Source organism: Streptomyces sp. NPDC006265 (genome assembly GCF_040613555.1).
Lineage (GTDB): Bacteria > Actinomycetota > Actinomycetes > Streptomycetales > Streptomycetaceae > Streptomyces.
The window spans coordinates 1-16,209 of record NZ_JBEXSH010000101.1; the positions used below are offsets into that span (position 1 = coordinate 1).

The following is a 16,209-nucleotide window of genomic DNA, read 5'->3' on the forward strand; positions in this document are numbered from 1 at the left end:
GGCCAGAACCCGCCGTACGACCAGCAGGGCTACGACCAGGCCTACCAGCAGGGCTACGGGTGATCGTGTCGATGTGCATGTCCGAAAGCGTTGCCGGCGGCGAAAAACGTTCGATCAACGCGGGATCAACGCCGCGTTCACGGGCCCCCGGCCGCTTCGATGGTGGCCCGCGGACGGGGTCGGCGCACGGCGGCGCGCGGAGACATCCGAAACCACGCCGCGGCGGCGTTCCGGCGGCGGTCGGCACCGGGCGGTGAAAGACTCGGCAGTGCAGACGACGGGCCCCTGTGCGAGGAGGGCGACGATGCTCACCACCCGTTACGTCACCGGCGCTCCGAACTGGATCGATCTCGGCACCCCCGACATCGACGGCGCCGCCGCCTTCTACGGCGGGCTGTTCGGCTGGCGGTTCCAGCCGGGCGGCCCGGAGGCCGGAGGGTACGGCCTGTTCCAGCTCGGGGGCAGGACGGCCGCCGGGGGCATGCAGACCACGCCGGAGCAGGGCCCGCCGTCCTGGACGGTGTACTTCCGGACGCCGGACGCGGACGCCACGGCCCGGGCGGCCGAGCAGGCGCACGGCTCGGTGGCGGTGCAGCCGATGGACGTCCAGGACCTGGGCCGGATGGCGATCCTCGCCGACCAGGCCGGGGTGCCCTTCGGCCTGTGGCAGCCGGGCCGCAACAAGGGCCTGGAGGTCGTCCAGGAGCACGGCTCGCTGTGCTGGGTCGAGCTGTACACGGCGGACGTCCCGGCCGCGGCGGCCTTCTACCACTCCGTGCTCGGTCTGGAGACCTTCGGCGCGGACTTCGCCGGCGGCACGTACACCACGTTCAACCCCGCCGGGGAGCGCGAGGACGCCATGTTCGGCGGTGTCGTCCCGCTGGCCGACGCCCCGGGCGAGGAGGAGGCGCACTGGCTGCCGTACTTCGAGGTCGGCGACCCGGACGCCGTCGTGGCCAGGGCCGGGGAGCTGGGCGGCACGGTCCGCCTCCCCGCGACGGACCTCCCGTCCGTCGGCCGCCTCGCCAAACTCGCCGACCCGTACGGCGCCCGCTTCGCGGTGATCCACAGCGAGCCGCAGCGAGCCTGAGGCCGGCCGGGGCGCGTTGCGGAAGTGATACCCGCCGCGGGTGGTGCGAAAGCGCCATCCGCCCGCGACGACACTCCCCAGGTCGTGTCCGCGAAGTCCCGTCGTTCGCCCGGAGGGCGGGCCCCGCGGCGTCCGGTGCGTGCTCTCGGCGTGCCGGGCGGAGCCCCTCGTACCGGACGCACTTGGGGCTTCGTCCGGTGCAGTGAGTGGGGGTCCCCCCTGTTCGAGCGGAGTCGGGAGCTTGGGCGAGCGTGCCAGGCGTCGCGGGGCAGGCGCGGCTTTGCGGACACGACCTCTAGGCCGACCCCCGCCGCACCAGCGTCGTCGGCAGCACCACGCTCGACGGGGTCGCCCCGACGCTCTCCCGCGGGGCGTGCCGGTCCAGGCCGCGCAGCAGCAGGCGGGCCATCAGGCGGCCCATCTCCTCTATGTCCTGACGGACCGTCGTGAGGGGCGGGTCGGTCTGTTCCGCGACGGGCCGCATGTCGTCGAAGCCGATCACCGCCACGTCGTCGGGGACCCGGCGGCCGGCCCCGCGCAGGACGCACAACGCCCCTGAGGCCATGAGGTCGTTGGCGGCGAACACCGCGTCCACGTCCGGGCAGCGCTCCAGGAGCTCGCGCATCGCCCGCTCACCCCCGGCGGGAGTGAAGTCGGCCTCGGCGATCAGCCGCGGGTCGGCGTCCACCATGACGTCCCGGTAGCCGTCGAGGCGGTCGGCGGCGGAGGTCTGGTCGAGGGCACCGGTGATGTGCGCGATCCGGCTGCGGCCGAGACCGGCCAGGTGGCGTACGGCGTCGCGGGCGCCGCCGCGGTTGTCGCTGTCGACGTAGACCACCTCGCGCCGGTCACCGCTCCAACCCGGCCGCCCGCCGAATACGGTGGGGACACCGGCCCGCTGGATCAGCTCCGGCAGCGGGTCGTCGAGGTGCAGGGAGAAGACCAGGGCCCCGTCGACATGTCCGCCGGCGAGGTAGCGACCGACCCGGGCGTGGTCGTCCCGGCCCTCCGTGAGCAGCAGCACGAGCTGGTTGTCGTGGGCGGTGAGCTCCTTGCTGATGCCACGCAGCTGGAGCGCGAAGAACGGGTCGGCGAAGACCCGGGTCTCCGGTTCGGCGACGACGACCGCGATCGCGTCGTGCCGCCGGGTCACCAGGGAGCGGGCGGCCTGGTTGGGCACGTACCCGAGCTCGTCGACTGCCTTGCGGACCCGCTCCACGAGGATGTCCCGCACCCCGTCCCCGCCGTTGACCACGCGGGACACGGTGGCCCGCGAGACACCGGCCCGGGCGGCCACGGCCTCCAGGGTGGGACGCGGCGCTGTGTCGGTCACTTCGGGGCTCCTCACCTGCGGCTGCGGATCAGGATAGCCCCGGACACGCAGTGTGGTGAGAGCGCTCTCGCTGCCGTGGAGAGCAACCGCCCGTCAGTGCTCGTGAGCGCCGTCCGCCGGCTCCTTCCCGTGTTCGTGGCCGCCACCCGCCGGCTCGTCGCCGTGCTCGTGCGGGTCGTACCCCGGAATGGTCCCGTCCGGCTTCTTCACCAGGAACAGTCCGACCATCCCCATATCGGAGTGGCTCTGGACGTGGCAGTGGTACATCCAGGCACCGGCGCCGACCCCCTCCCCCGCGATCACCTGGAAGCCGAAGGAGTCGGCCGGTCCCGTGATCTTGTTGTCGATGACCTGACTGGGGTCGTCGGGGCCGGTCAGCATGCCGGTGCGGTTGTCCGCCCAGCGGTGACCGTGCATATGGAACGTGTGGTAGAACTCGCCGTGCGTGATCACGACGAACTCCACGCGATCCCCCACCGTGGCCTCGAAGTTCGGCCCGGAGTGCGGCGGCTTGTTGTTGATGCGCATGTCGTTGAAGACGACCGTGTGGGTGCGGTCGGGCAGGACGTCGCCCTTGCGGCGGACGATGACCGGGCCGAAGAGGCCCTTCTGCAGCCCCACGGTGCCGTGTTCCGTGCCGACGACGTGGTCGTGGTAGTGCCAGTAGCCCGCGCTGCCCGAGCGCCAGGTGCCGTCCTTGCGTCGGCCGGGGCCGTGGGTGCGCCAGGTGTAGGTGCGGGTGCCGCCCGGCTCGACATGACTGCGGTTCAGTTTCGTTCCGTCGCTGGTGATCTCGTAGTCCAGGCCGTGGACGTGCAGGCTGACCTCCACGTCCATGGTGTTCTCGAACTCGACGTGCAGCGTGTCGCCTTCGTTGAGCTCGATCAGCGGGCCCGGGACGCTCGCCTTGCCCTTCTCCAGGCCGTAGCCCATCTGCCCGTCGGGGAGTTTCTCGGCGTAGAGCTTGATGCGCTTCACCTCGCCTCCGGCGGGCGCCGTCTTCGCCGGTCCGGCGGCGCTCATGGCCTCCGGCGCCACGGACAACGATGTCGCGACGGCCGCGCCGACCAGCAGGACCCGCCGGTTGAAGCTGCGTCTGTCCATGCGGAACTCCCCACCCTGGTAAGGCATTTACGGAGGCGTACCTGTGATGAACCTGTGCGACGGTACCGGCCGCACTGCCGTTTATCCACACTCAAGACAAAGTTGGTGCCATCCCGGTCATAGGTATTGGCGTGACGTGCAAAGAGGTTTAGCTTCCTTGGCGGTATTGCTGTGACCGAGGAGGTGCCCATGCACTTACGAGGGTTGAGCAAGTCAAGACGCGTCTGGGCGGCGCCCGTCGCCGCCGGGGTCGTGGCCGCCGGGCTGCTGTCGGGCCCGGCCGCGAACGCGCGCCCTTTCCCCGAACCCCCGCTGACAACGATGTCGATCAAGTCGCCGCCGGGCGGCGCGAACGTACGGGTGCTGATCTTCCACGGTTCCGCGGCGGCCGGGGAGGAGTCGCCCGTGGTGAACGCCGGGATCGAGGCCATCGAGGACATCGGCCTGACCGGCCCGGCGAACCGCCGCTTCAAGGTGCAGGCCACCGGTGACGCCTCGGTGTTCACCGACTCCACGAGGCTCGGCCGCTTCAACGCGATCGTGTTCCTGACCGGCGGGGGCGACGTCCTCGACGCGGAGCAGGAGGCGGGCCTGGAGGCGTACATGGAGGCCGGCGGCGGGTTCGTCGGCATTCATGACGCGGCGCGCGCGGAGCCGTACTCGGACTGGTTCACCGGCCTGGTGGGTGCCCGCCCGGCCGCCTCGAGCCCGACGGCGGTCCAGCGCGCGACCGTCGAGGTCGGCGACCGCGGACACCCCGCCACCAAGGACCTGCCGGTGCAGTGGAAACGACCGGACCGGTGGTTGAACTGGGTGAAGAACCCCTCGGGCGACGTGCACACGGTGGCCCGGGTCCGCGAGTCGACGTACCAGCCGGGCTCGGGCTCCAACGGCTGGGACCATCCGGTCAGCTGGTGCCGTGACTACGACGGCGGACGGTCCTTCTACACCGGCATGGGCGGGACGGTGTCGTCCTACGACGAGACGGACTTCCGCGATCATCTGCGCGGCGCGTTGATGTGGACGACCCGGCTGGAGCAGGCCGACTGCAAGGCGACCATCAACGCCAACTACGCGGCGGAGCGGCTGACCAAGCCCAACCAGCCCGGGCAGAACGACCAGATCGGCGAGCCGCACGGGATGGTCACCGCGCCCGACGGCCGGGTGTTCTACATCGGCCGGGGCGGCGCGGATTCCTCGCAGCCTGTGATCACGGACTGGAACAACCCCGACATCGGCAAGGGCACGGGCGAGATCCACGTCTACGACCCGAAGACCAAGCAGGTCACCCTGGCCGGGGCGCTCACCGTCTTCGGCAACAAGGGCGGCGGCGACGAGCTGGTCAAGGTCGAGGAGGGGCTGCTCGGCATCGAGCTGGACCCGCGGTTCGCGCAGAACGGCTGGATGTATCTGCACTACACACCGCACGAGCGGATCAACCGCGAGACACGGATGGCGGAGCGACGGGTCTCCCGGTTCACGCTCGACCGGGCCACGAACAAGCTGGACCTGTCCAGCGAGAAGGTCCTGCTGAAGTGGCCGGTGCAGATCCACAGTTGCTGCCACGCGGGCGGCGGGATGGCCTGGGACTCCAAGGGCAACCTGTACATCGCCACCGGTGACAACAACTCCAGCGGATTCAGCGCCGGTTACTCGGGCAACAACCCGGAGCCGAACTACAAGGGCGTCTCCTTCGCGGACGCACGCCGCACCGCGGGCAGCACCAACAACCTCAACGGCAAGATCCTGCGTATCCACCCGGAGCCGGACGGGACGTACACACTCCCCCAGGGCAATCTCTTCACCGGGAAGGAGACCGCCGAGGGCGGCGGCAAGACGCGCGGCGAGATCTATGTGATGGGCGTCCGCAACCCGGCGCGCATCTCCGTCGACACGTCGACCGACGTGCTCTACGCGGGCTGGGTCGGCCCGGACGCGAGTGCGCCCTCGACGACCTGGGGCCCGGCCAAGTACGACACCTTCGCCGCCATCACCGAGGCGGGCAACCGCGGCTGGCCGTACTGCATGGGCAACAAGCAGCCCTACCGGGACCGCAATCTGCCGGACCCGTCCAAGCCACTGGACTGGTACGACTGCGACCGCCCGAAGAACGAGTCGCCGAACAACGACGGCCTGGTCAACCTGCCACCGGTGACCGCCAACAACATCTGGTACTCGCCCTCGGGCGGCGGCCCGGACTACCCGCGCGACGCGAACGGCGTCCCGTCGTACAAGCCGGCGGAGGCCACCTACCGGCTGCCCTGGCTGAAGGGCGGTGGGCAGGCCGCGATGAACGGACCGGTCTACCGCTACGGCACGGTCGCGGCCGACAGCGCCGTGAAATGGCCGGCGTACTGGGACGGCAAGTGGTTCGTCGGCGACTTCTACGACGCCGACCAGCCGCGCAACGCGGTGCTCATGGACCCGAAGACGCAAGGCGACGGTGGTCTGCCGGTGCACGCGGAGTCGCTGAAGAAGATCGTGCCGATCGGCAACGACGGCATCAAGAACCTCATGGACTGGAAGTTCGGTCCGGACGGCGCGCTGTACGTCCTCGACTACGGGCGCGGCTTTTTCACCTCGGACTCCAAGTCGGCCCTGTGGCGGGTCACCTACAAGGGCGGCGGACCGACCCCGGCCGCCGGCCGGCTGGCGAGGGGGAGCGAGTGATCCGGCAACGAAGAGGCTGGGCCGCCCTGCTGGCCGCCCTGCTGATGATGCTCGGCGTGCAGGCGCTGCCCGCCGCCGGGCAGACCGGGAAGAAGACCGCCGACCAGGTGCTCACCTGGACGGCCGGCAACGACATCGACACGTACCTCTCGGCGCCGAAGACGGCGGTCGCCGGCCCGGCGACGATCGTCTTCGAGAACAGCGCGGCCACCGGCAACACCACGGGCATGCCGCACACGCTGACGTTCGTGACCAGCGACCCCGAGTTCAACAGCGACGTGCAGCTCAACATCCTGGCCAACCCGAACGACGCCCAGGGCGGCAAGCACACCGCCCAGGTCACGCTCACACCCGGCCGGTACTTCTACCACTGCACGATCCCCGGCCACGGCCAGATGCAGGGCATCCTGACGGTGACCGAGGGCACCGGCGAGGACACCACGGCGCCCGAGGCGTCGGCGCACGTGAGCGGCACGCAGAACGCGCAGGGCGAGTACGTCGGCTCGGCGAGCGTGGCGCTGCACGCCACCGACGAGGGCGGTTCCGGCGTGGAGAGGATCGAGTACGCGATCGGTGACGCGGGTGCCTGGCAGCCGTACACCACGCCGGTCGTCGTCGACCAGGTCGGCGGCCACACGGTCCGCTATCGCGCGTTCGACAAGGCGGGGAACGTCTCCGCCGAGAAGAGCGCCGCGTTCACGGTCGTCGCTCCCCAGTCGGACGACACCACCGCTCCGGAGACCTCGGCGACGGTGAGCGGCGAGCGCGACGCCGACGGGGCGTACATCGACATGGCGACGGTCACCGTCTCGGCCTCCGACACGGGGACCGGGGTCAACACGATCGAGTACGCGATCGGCTCCGGTGCCTGGCAGCCGTACACCGCGCCCGTGATGGTGCACCAGGTGGGTGCACACACCGTCCGCTACCGCGCCACCGACAAGGCGGGCAACGTGGCGGCCGAGAAGAGCGTGCGGTTCACGGTCGTCGCGGCGCCGCCAGCGGACACCGCCCCGCCGGTGACGGGCGTGGCCGTGGCGGGCACGAGGAACGCCAACGGGGCGTACGTCAACAGTGCCCGGGTGACGGTCACGGCGACCGACGAGCACGGCTCGGGCGTCGAGCGGATCGAGTACTCGCTGGACGGCGGCCCGTACCTGGCCTACTCGGGGCCCGTGGTGGTCGACCGGGCGGGCGCACACTCCGTGGCGTACCGGGCGACGGACAAGGCGGGCAACACCGCGGCGGCCCGCACCGTGACCTTCACGGTCGTCTCCGGGCAGGTTCCCGCGCCCGACTGCCCCGAGTACGACGAGCGCCTGACGGTGATCGTCGGCACGGTCGACTCGGGCGTGCGCAACCAGGTCACCGACAACCGCTGCCGGATCGGCGAGCTGATCGAGGACGAGAGGGAGTGGACGTCCCAGGCGCTGTTCCTCAAGCACGTGGACTCCGTCCTGGGCGCACTGCTGAAGGAAGGCGTGATCGACCAGCGGGAGTCCAAGGCGATCCGGAAGGCGGCCCGGCAGTCCGGGATCGGCAAGCCGGGGCAGACCGAGGGCTACCGGGCGCTCTTCGACGGTACCGCGGAGTCTCTCGCCAAGTGGCAGCAGGTGGGCGGCGGTTCGTTCGGGCTGAACCCGGACGGGACGATCACCTCCAGCACCACGACGCCCGGCATGGGCATGCTGTGGTTCCCGCAGCGCAAGTACGGCGACTTCTCACTGAAGCTCCAGTGGCGTGACGACGCCCCGGGCACGGGCAACGCCAACTCCGGTGTGTTCGTGCGCTTCCCGTGGGTCCACGACCACCCGGAGGAGTCCCGCCCGGAGTGGGTCGCCATCAAGTACGGGCACGAGGTGCAGGTGCTCGACCGGCCCGACGGCGACATGTACAAGACGGGCTCGGTCTACGGTTTCGACCGGGTGGGCCTGGCCGGCGCGGGCGTGACGCAGAAGGGCACCTGGAACGACTACGAGATCCGTGTGGAAGGCCAGCACTACTCGGTGTTCCGCAACGGTGTGCTGATCAACGAGTTCGACAACACCGGCGGCCAGGAGTTCAGCCCGCCCCGCTCGGACGACCCGGGCACGGACGGGCGGCGGTTCGCCTCCGGCTACATCGGGCTCCAGGTGCACGGCACGACGGATGTGGTCTCGTACCGGGACATCCGGATCAAGGAGCTGTAGGAGGCTCCTTCTCCTTGCGGGCCCTGCTCGGCTGTACCCGTCTGGGCTCCCCCGGCATCTTCGGATACTCGGGCGGGTACGGCAGGTCTCCCAGTCCGTGGTCGTGTTCGTCGCGGCGGGCGAGGTCGAGCAGGGCCTCCAGGGAGTAGCGCTTGTCGTCCATGTCGGCGTGTACGTCGCCGAGTTCGGCGAAGCGCGCGGGCATGGTCGCGAGGTCGAAGTCCTGGGGGTGCGCGACGCCGACCTCGTCCCAGCGCAGGGGCGCGGAGACGGGGGCGTGCGGGCGGGGACGTACGGAGTAGGCGGAGGCGATCGTGCGGTCGCGCGCCGTCTGGTTGTAGTCCAGGAAGATGCGCTCGCCCCGCTCCTCCTTCCACCACTTGATGGTCACGTGCTCGGGCATGCGCCGTTCCATCTCCCGGCCGACGGCGATGGCGGCGCGGCGGACATGGGCGAAGGTCCAGCGCGGTTCGATGGGCACGAAGACGTGCAGTCCCCGGCCGCCGGACGTCTTGGGGAAGCCCCGCAGTCCGCCGAACTCGTCGAGCACCGAGCGCAGTTCGTGGGCGGCGCGGGCGGCGTCGTCGTAGTCGGTGCCGGGCTGCGGATCGAGGTCGATGCGGAGTTCGTCCGGGTGGTCGACGTCGTCGCGGCGGACCGGCCAGGGGTGGAAGGTGAGGGTGCCGAACTGGGCGGCCCACACCACCGCTCCGGCCTCGGTGGGGCACATCTCGTCGGCGCTGCGGCCACTGGGGAAGGTGATGTGCGCGGTCGGGATCCAGTCGGGCATGTTCTTCGGCGCCCGCTTCTGGAAGAAGTTCTCGCCGTTCACGCCTTCGGGGTAGCGCTCCAGGGTGGTGGGCCGGTCGCGCAGGGCGCGCAGGATGCCGGGGCCGACGGCGATGTAGTAGCGGGCGAGGTCCAGCTTGGTGAAGCCGCGCTCCGGGAAGAACATCTTGTCCGGGCTGGACAGCCGTACGGTCCGGCCGGCCACCTCCAGTTCCACCGCGTCACCCATGCCCGCCACGGTAGGCGTAGCCCGCACACCTCGCATATCGGGCGCTTCAGTGCACATCAGAGCAGAATCGATCCATGGATCTGCCGGTGACGCCCCCCGTCCTGCCGATGCTCGCCAAGTCCGTGGCGGCGATCCCCGCGGGTATGCAGTACGAGGCGAAGTGGGACGGCTTCCGGGCGATCGTGTTCCGCGACGGGGACGAGGTCGAGCTGGGCAGCCGCACCGGGAAGCCGCTGACCAGGTACTTTCCCGAGCTCGTGACGGCCGTGCGGGAGAGGTTGCCCGAGAGGTGCGTGGTGGACGGGGAGATCGTGATCGCGCGCGAGGGGCATCTGGACTTCGACGCGCTGACGGAGCGGATCCATCCGGCGGACTCGCGGGTGCGGATGCTGGCGGAGCGAACTCCGGCGTCGCTCGTCGTGTTCGATGTGCTGGCGCTGGGGGACGAGTCGCTGATGGACGCGCCGCTGACCGAGCGGCGGGAGCGGCTGACCGGGGAGCTGTCCGGGGTGCGGGCACCGGTGCACCTGGCGCCCGCGACCACCGACATCGAGGTGGCGCGGCAGTGGTTCGAGGAGTACGAGGGAGCGGGACTGGACGGTGTCATCGCCAAGCCGCTGACGGTGCGCTACCGGCCGGACGCACGCGCCATGTTCAAGATCAAGCACGAGCGGACGGCGGACGTCGTGGTCGCCGGGTACCGGCTGCACAAGAGCGGTCCGGTCATCGGTTCGCTGCTGCTCGGCCTGTACGACGACCGGGGGGCCCTCCAGCACGTGGGGGTGTCCGCCGCCTTCACGATGAAGCGGCGCGCCGAGCTGGTGGCGGAGCTGGAGCCGCTGCGGCTGGACGACGTGACGGGGCATCCGTGGGCGGCCTGGTCCGAGGAGGCGGCCCACGAGAAGGCCCGGCTGCCGGGGGCGCCGAGCCGCTGGTCGGGCCGCAAGGACCTGTCGTGGGTGCCGCTGAGGCCGGACCGGGTGGCCGAGGTGGCGTACGACCACATGGAGAACGGGCAGCGCTTCCGGCACACTGCCCGTTTCCGCCGCTGGCGCCCGGACCGGACCCCCGAGAGCTGCACCTACGCGCAGCTGGAGGAACCGGTCCGCTACGACCTGGCGGAGATCCTCGGCGCCTAGGCAACCAGGGGCCTTCTGATGGTTCTCGGACCGGTCGGGGCTGCGCTTGCCCGTCAGGGCTGCATCAGGACCTTGACCGCGCCGTCCTGCTTGCGCTGGAACATCTCGTACGCGTGCGGGGCCTCCGACAGCGGCACCCGGTGGGTGGCGAAGTCGTCCACGCCGAGCGGGTCCTCGTCGGTCAGGTACGGGATGATGTCGTCGCTCCAGCGGCGGACGTTGGCCTGGCCCATCCGCATCTGGATCTGCTTGTCGAACAGGGTGAGCAGCGGCAGCGGGTCGGCCATGCCGCCGTAGACACCGGACAGCGAGATGGTGCCGCCGCGGCGGACCAGGTCGATGGCGGTGTAGAGGGCGGCGAGGCGGTCGACGCTGAAGCGCTCGGCGATCGGGGCGCCGATCTTGCGGGGCAGGATGGCCGCGGCGTTCTGCACCAGGCGCGCGGCCGCGCTGCCGTGGGCCTCGGTGCCGACGGCGTCGATCACGGCATCCGGTCCGCGGCCGTCGGTCCGGTCCTGGATCGCGGCGACGAGTTCCTTCTCGTTGTCGAAGGACCTCAGGTCGAAGGTCTCCACGCCCCGCGCCTTGGCCCGGCGCAGCCGCTCCGGGACCAGGTCCACGCCGAACACCTGCCCGGCGCCCTGCACCTGGGCGACGCGGCAGGCCATGTCGCCGATGGGGCCGAGGCCGAGCACCGCGACGCTGCCGCCCTTCGGGACATCGGCATAGGCGACGGCCTGCCACGCGGTGGGCAGGACGTCGGAGAGGTAGACGAAGCGGTCGTCGGGCGGGCCCTCGGGGACCTTGATCGGGCCGAACTGCGCCTGCGGTACGCGCAGGTACTCGGCCTGGGCGCCCGGCACCGCGCCGTACAGGCGGGTGTAGCCGAACAGGGCGGCGCCCATGCCCTCGCCCTGGACCTGGGTGGTCTCGCACTGGGTGGGAAGACCGGTGAGGCACATCCAGCAGTTGCCGCAGGCGATCTGGAACGGCACCACGACCCGGTCCCCCACCTGGAGGTCCGGGACGCCGGCGCCGACCTCCTCGACGATGCCCATGGGTTCATGGCCGAGGATGTCGCCCGGTGTCATGAACGGGGTGAGCACTTCGTACAGGTGCAGGTCGGATCCGCACAGCCCCGTGGAGGTGATGCGGATGACCGCGTCCGTCGGCTCCTGGATCGTCGGATCGGGCACGTTCTCCACCCGCACGTCCCGCTTGCCCTGCCAGGTCACTGCCCTCATCGCCTCGCGCTCCCTCCGTAGCGTGCGCGTCGGTCGTACGGCGACGTCCGGGTACCCGGAGGCCCCGCGCTGAACCTTGCGCTGATCGACGGACGCGGCGGAGACACTTCCTCGCCAAGACCGATCGACGATGGGCGTCGATGTTCAGATAAGCGCACAATCAAGACAGGTCGATGACATGAGGCGCGGTGGCGACGGTGGGCATGGGACGAGGAGCGCGCGGACGGCGCGCCGCGACGACGACGGCGCTGCTGGCCGCCACGATGACGGCCGCCCTGGCGGCGGGCTGCACGAGCGGGGGCGGCGGGCCGGGCGACGACGGACGGGGGTCGCCGAAGGAGTCGAGTCAGGGGGAATCCCCCTCGGCGCGGAGCCCGGCCGCCCTCGTCGTCAAGATCGACAACGCCGCGCCAGCCCGCCCGCACACGGGCGTCGACGCCGCGGACGTGGTCTACGCGGAGCAGGTCGAGGGCGGACTGAGCCGGCTGATGGCGGTGTACGCGACCCGGCTGCCGAAGACGGTCGGGCCGGTGCGCAGCGCACGCGAGTCGGATCTGGAGCTGCTGCGCCAGTTCGACCGGCCCATACTGGCCTTCTCCGGCGCGCAGAAGAAGCTCCTGCCGCTGATCGACAAGGCGCCGCTGCGAGGGGAGACACCGGGCAACGCCGCCGACGCCTTCTTCCGTGGCTCCGGCAGGCCCGCCCCGCACAACCTCTACCTGCGTCCCGAGCGGATCGTGCCCGAGGCCCCGGGACAGGCCGCCCTGACCACCGGCTTCCACTATGGACCGGCACCCGTGGGCGGCACGGCGACGGCGACCCGGACGGTGCGCTACCCGGCGGCCGGCTTCACCTTCACCTGGTCGGACTCCCGCGACCGCTGGCTGGTCGGCATGGACGGCGCACCCGCGACGACGGCCGACGGTGAGCGGATGGCCGCCGCGACGGTCGTCGTGCAGTACGTGACGGTGCGCGAGTCCGCCTTCCGGGACTTCCTCGGCAACAACACGCCGTATACCGAGACGGTCGGCTCGGGGAAGGCGACGGTGCTGCGCGACGGGCGGGCCTGGGACGTGCACTGGAAGCGGGAGAAGGCCACGGACGGCACGACGTTCACCACCGGTGACGGCACGCCGGTGAACTTCGCGAAGGGCCAGGTATGGGTGGTGTTCGCCAAGACACCTTGACCGGCCCCCCTTCCGCCCGCGCCGTCCGGACCGCCGGCCCGTCCGGACCGCCCTGCCCGTCCGGACCGCCCTGCCCGTCCGGACCGGCGGGGCCGCGTCCGTCAGCTGGGCGCCACCAGGGGCTCCTCAGGATTGCGGAGCCCCTCGGCCGCGTCCGCGACCCGCCGGATGAGGTCGAAGAAGACCGTCCGCTCGTCGGCGGTCAGCGGGGCGAGGAACACCTGGTTCATCCGGGCCGTGCGCACCGTCAGCTTCCGATGTGTGCGGGCCCCCTCGTCCGTGAGGTGCAGCAGGGAGCGGCGACCGTCCTGGGGATCACGGACCTTGTCCAGCAGTCCGCGCCGGCCGAGCCGGCTGATCACCTCGGCGATGGTGGACCGGTCGAGCCCCACCCGCTCCCCCACCGTGCGCTGGTCCAGCCCGGGCTCGGCGACGAGGGTGTTGAGGACGGCGAACTGGGGCGAAGTGATCTCCTCGGAGACCATCGCGTTCCACAGCAGGTAGTGCGCCTGCTGGAGCCGCCGGGCCAGGTGCCCGGGGTGGGTGGTGAGGTCCGCGGCCGCCATGTGCACCCCTCGGTCGGTTCGTCGGTGCACTGAACAATACTCAACGCATCGAGTGCTGTCTGCCGCCTTCGCAAAGGATCGCAAGCCAATCTGCTGCGGCCTTGACGCCCCACCGCCCCGATGGCAGCGTGAGGGACAGCTTGCAGAAATACTCAGTGCCCTGATTAATCTGGTCGGGCCGCTCGAAAGAGATGGGGCTTCTCGGATGGACAAGGTGGTCGCCACAGCACTGGAGGCGGTGGCCGACGTGCCGGACGGTTCGTCGCTCGCGGTGGGTGGTTTCGGGCTGAGCGGTGTGCCGAGCGTACTGATCGAGGCGCTGTACCAGCGCGGCGTGGCCGGGCTGTCGGTGGTCTCCAACAACTGCGGGGCGATGGAGTCGGGCCTGGCGGTGCTGCTGGCCGCGGGACGAATCGCCCGGGTCACGGGCTCCTACATCGGCGCCAACAAGGAGTTCGCCCGGCAGTACCTGGCCGGGGAGCTGGAGGTCGAGCTGATCCCACAGGGCACGCTGGCCGAGCGGCTGCGGGCCGGCGGCGCCGGGATCCCCGCCTTCTACACCCCGGCCGGCGTCGGCACCCAGGTCGCCGACGGCGGGCTGCCCTGGCGCTACGACGGGGAGGGCGGGGTCGCCCTCGCCTCACCGCCGAAGGAGGTCCGGGAGTTCGACGGCACCGAGTACGTGCTGGAGCGGGGCATCCGCACCGACTTCGCCCTGGTGCGGGCCTGGAAGGGCGACCGGCACGGCAACCTGGTCTTCAACAAGTCCTCCCGGAACTTCAACCCGCTGGCCGCGACGGCCGGACGGGTCACGATCGCCGAGGTGGAGGAGCTGGTGGAGCCCGGTGAGATCGACCCGGACGCGGTGCACCTGCCGGGCATCTTCGTGCAGCGGGTGCTCGCGCTCACCCCGGAGCAGGCGGCGGACAAGAAGATCGAGCAGCGGACGGTGAGGTCCTGATGGCCTGGACGCGTGAGGAGATGGCCGCACGGGCGGCGCGGGAGCTGCGGGACGGCCAGTACGTCAATCTCGGCATCGGCCTGCCCACGCTCATCCCGAACTTCCTCCCCGAGGGCGTCGAGGTCGTCCTCGAATCGGAGAACGGCATCCTGGGCACCGGCCCCTACCCCGCCGAGGACGCCGTCGACCCGGATCTGATCAACGCCGGGAAGGAGACGGTGACGGTCCTGCCGGGCGCGTCCTTCTTCGACTCGGCGCTGTCGTTCTCGATGATCCGGGGCGGGCACATCGACGTAGCCGTGCTCGGTGCCATGCAGGTGTCCGAGCGGGGCGACCTGGCCAACTGGGCCGTGCCCGGCAAGCTGATCACCGGCATCGGCGGGGCGATGGACCTGGTGCACGGGGCCCGCACGGTCGTCGTCGTCATGACGCACACCGCCAAGGACGGCTCGCCGAAGATCCTCACCGAGTGCGCCCTGCCGCTGACCGGAAAGGGGTGCGTGAACCGGATCATCACCGACCTCGGCGTCCTCGACGTCACCGACGACGGGCTCGTCCTGGTCGAGACCGCGCCGGGTGTGACCACCGGCGAGATCGTCGCCAGGACCGAGGCCGAAGTGACCGTGCCGGAGGGATTGAAGTGAAGGACGTCTACATCGTCGACGCGGTCCGCACGCCGATCGGCCGCTACAACGGCGGTCTCGCGGGTGTGCGTCCGGACGATCTGGCCGCGCACGCCGTCCGCGAACTCCTCGGCCGTACGCCGGAGCTGGACCCGGCCCGGGTCGAGGACGTGTACTTCGGCAACGCGAACGGGGCCGGTGAGGAGAACCGCAACGTCGGCCGGATGGCCGCGCTGCTCGCCGGTCTGCCCACGTCCGTGCCGGGCGTGACGGTCAACCGGCTGTGCGCGTCCGGTCTGGAGGCCGTGATCCAGGCGGCCCGGGCCATCGCGCTCGGCGACGCGTCCGTCGTGCTGGCCGGTGGCGTCGAGTCCATGACCCGGGCGCCCTGGGTGCTGCCGAAGAGCGACAAGCCCTTCCCGGCCGGGCACACCGAGCTGTACTCGACGACGCTCGGCTGGCGGATGGTCAACCCGCGGATGGAGCCGCAGTGGACGATTCCGCTGGGCGAGTCGGCCGAACTCATCGCGGACAAGCACAAGATCGGCCGGGAGCAGCAGGACGAATTCGCCCTGCGCAGCCACGAGAAGGCGGCCCGAGCGCAGTCCGAGGGCCTGTTCGACGGCGAGCTGGCGTCCGTGGCGATCCCGCAGCGCAAGGGCGAGCCGGTGGTCTTCGCCGCCGACGAGTGCGTCCGCCCGGATGCCTCCCTGGCGGCGATGGCCAAGCTGAGGCCGTCCTTCCGCACGGAGGGCGGCACCGTGACGGCGGGCAACGCCTCCCCGCTGAACGACGGTGCGGCGGCGCTGCTCCTCGTCGACGAGGAGGGGCTGAGGGCGACGGGCCGCGAGCCGCTCGCCCGCGTCCGTGCGACGGGTGTCTCGGCGACCGACCCGCACTACTTCGGGCTGGCGCCCGTGGAGGCGGTCAACCGCGCGTTGGCCAAGGCGGGCAGGGGGTTCGACGACCTGTCCGTGCTGGAGCTGAACGAGGCGTTCGCCGCGCAGGTGCTGGGATGTGTGGCCGAGTGGCCCGAGTTCGATCCCGCGATCCTCAATCCGCAGGGCGGCGCGATCGCCCTGGGC

General features: G+C 71.0%; 13 protein-coding genes. 8 read left to right on the plus strand and 5 right to left on the minus strand.

Going from position 1 to position 16,209, the window contains the following annotated elements; all coding sequences use genetic code 11:
• The first annotated feature begins 304 nt into the window (after window positions 1-304).
• On the plus strand, window positions 305-1,090 hold the full coding sequence (locus ABZ281_RS11555; protein WP_356654434.1) for a VOC family protein: 786 nt from the start codon (window positions 305-307) through the stop codon (window positions 1,088-1,090).
• 295 nt (window positions 1,091-1,385) lie between these two features.
• Here ABZ281_RS11555 and ABZ281_RS11560 read toward each other — a convergent pair whose 3' ends face one another.
• Complete coding sequence (locus ABZ281_RS11560; RefSeq protein ID WP_356654436.1) at window positions 1,386-2,423, minus strand: LacI family DNA-binding transcriptional regulator; 1,038 nt, start codon at window positions 2,421-2,423, stop codon at window positions 1,386-1,388.
• A 93-nt stretch (window positions 2,424-2,516) separates the two neighbouring features.
• Window positions 2,517-3,527, minus strand: coding sequence for a multicopper oxidase domain-containing protein (locus ABZ281_RS11565; protein WP_356654438.1), 1,011 nt, complete (start codon window positions 3,525-3,527; stop codon window positions 2,517-2,519).
• 189 nt (window positions 3,528-3,716) lie between these two features.
• On the opposite strand from ABZ281_RS11565, the gene ABZ281_RS11570 reads away from it, so the two are divergent.
• Both ABZ281_RS11570 and ABZ281_RS11575 read left to right on the plus strand, forming a co-directional pair.
• Window positions 3,717-6,197: a ThuA domain-containing protein gene (locus ABZ281_RS11570; protein WP_356654440.1), complete on the plus strand. Its 2,481-nt coding sequence runs from the start codon at window positions 3,717-3,719 to the stop codon at window positions 6,195-6,197.
• A 44-nt stretch (window positions 6,198-6,241) separates the two neighbouring features.
• Window positions 6,242-8,386, plus strand: a complete 2,145-nt coding sequence (locus tag ABZ281_RS11575; RefSeq protein ID WP_356654458.1) for a family 16 glycoside hydrolase — start codon at window positions 6,242-6,244, stop codon at window positions 8,384-8,386.
• On the opposite strand, the gene ligD is transcribed toward ABZ281_RS11575, so the two are convergent.
• On the minus strand, window positions 8,373-9,404 hold the full coding sequence (gene ligD, locus ABZ281_RS11580; RefSeq protein WP_356654442.1) for a non-homologous end-joining DNA ligase: 1,032 nt from the start codon (window positions 9,402-9,404) through the stop codon (window positions 8,373-8,375). The two genes, ABZ281_RS11575 and ligD, sit on opposite strands and share 14 nt — an antisense overlap.
• 74 nt (window positions 9,405-9,478) lie before the next feature.
• Between ligD and ABZ281_RS11585 the strand changes: the two genes are divergently transcribed.
• Window positions 9,479-10,543, plus strand: coding sequence for an ATP-dependent DNA ligase (locus tag ABZ281_RS11585; protein WP_356654444.1), 1,065 nt, complete (start codon window positions 9,479-9,481; stop codon window positions 10,541-10,543).
• A gap of 53 nt (window positions 10,544-10,596) precedes the next feature.
• Here ABZ281_RS11585 and ABZ281_RS11590 read toward each other — a convergent pair whose 3' ends face one another.
• Window positions 10,597-11,787, minus strand: a complete 1,191-nt coding sequence (locus ABZ281_RS11590; RefSeq protein WP_356654446.1) for a zinc-dependent alcohol dehydrogenase — start codon at window positions 11,785-11,787, stop codon at window positions 10,597-10,599.
• Between the two features lie 203 nt (window positions 11,788-11,990).
• Here ABZ281_RS11590 and ABZ281_RS11595 point away from each other — a divergent pair, with 203 nt between their 5' ends.
• Entirely contained in the window at window positions 11,991-12,974 is a 984-nt protein-coding gene (locus ABZ281_RS11595; protein WP_356654448.1) for a DUF3048 domain-containing protein, read from the plus strand.
• A gap of 101 nt (window positions 12,975-13,075) precedes the next feature.
• On the opposite strand, the gene ABZ281_RS11600 is transcribed toward ABZ281_RS11595, so the two are convergent.
• Window positions 13,076-13,540 (minus strand): MarR family transcriptional regulator, encoded by a 465-nt coding sequence (locus tag ABZ281_RS11600; RefSeq protein WP_356654450.1) that lies wholly within the window; start codon window positions 13,538-13,540, stop codon window positions 13,076-13,078.
• Between the two features lie 205 nt (window positions 13,541-13,745).
• On the opposite strand from ABZ281_RS11600, the gene ABZ281_RS11605 reads away from it, so the two are divergent.
• The 3 genes from ABZ281_RS11605 to ABZ281_RS11615 form a co-directional block, all read left to right on the plus strand.
• Window positions 13,746-14,501, plus strand: a complete 756-nt coding sequence (locus ABZ281_RS11605; protein ID WP_356654452.1) for a CoA transferase subunit A — start codon at window positions 13,746-13,748, stop codon at window positions 14,499-14,501.
• Window positions 14,501-15,145, plus strand: a complete 645-nt coding sequence (locus ABZ281_RS11610) for a CoA transferase subunit B (RefSeq protein WP_356654454.1) — start codon at window positions 14,501-14,503, stop codon at window positions 15,143-15,145. The genes ABZ281_RS11605 and ABZ281_RS11610 overlap by 1 nt, the downstream gene beginning before the upstream one ends.
• Window positions 15,142-16,209: thiolase family protein (locus ABZ281_RS11615; protein WP_356654456.1), on the plus strand; the 1,068-nt coding region annotated here is incomplete at its 3' end. The genes ABZ281_RS11610 and ABZ281_RS11615, both read left to right, overlap by 4 nt.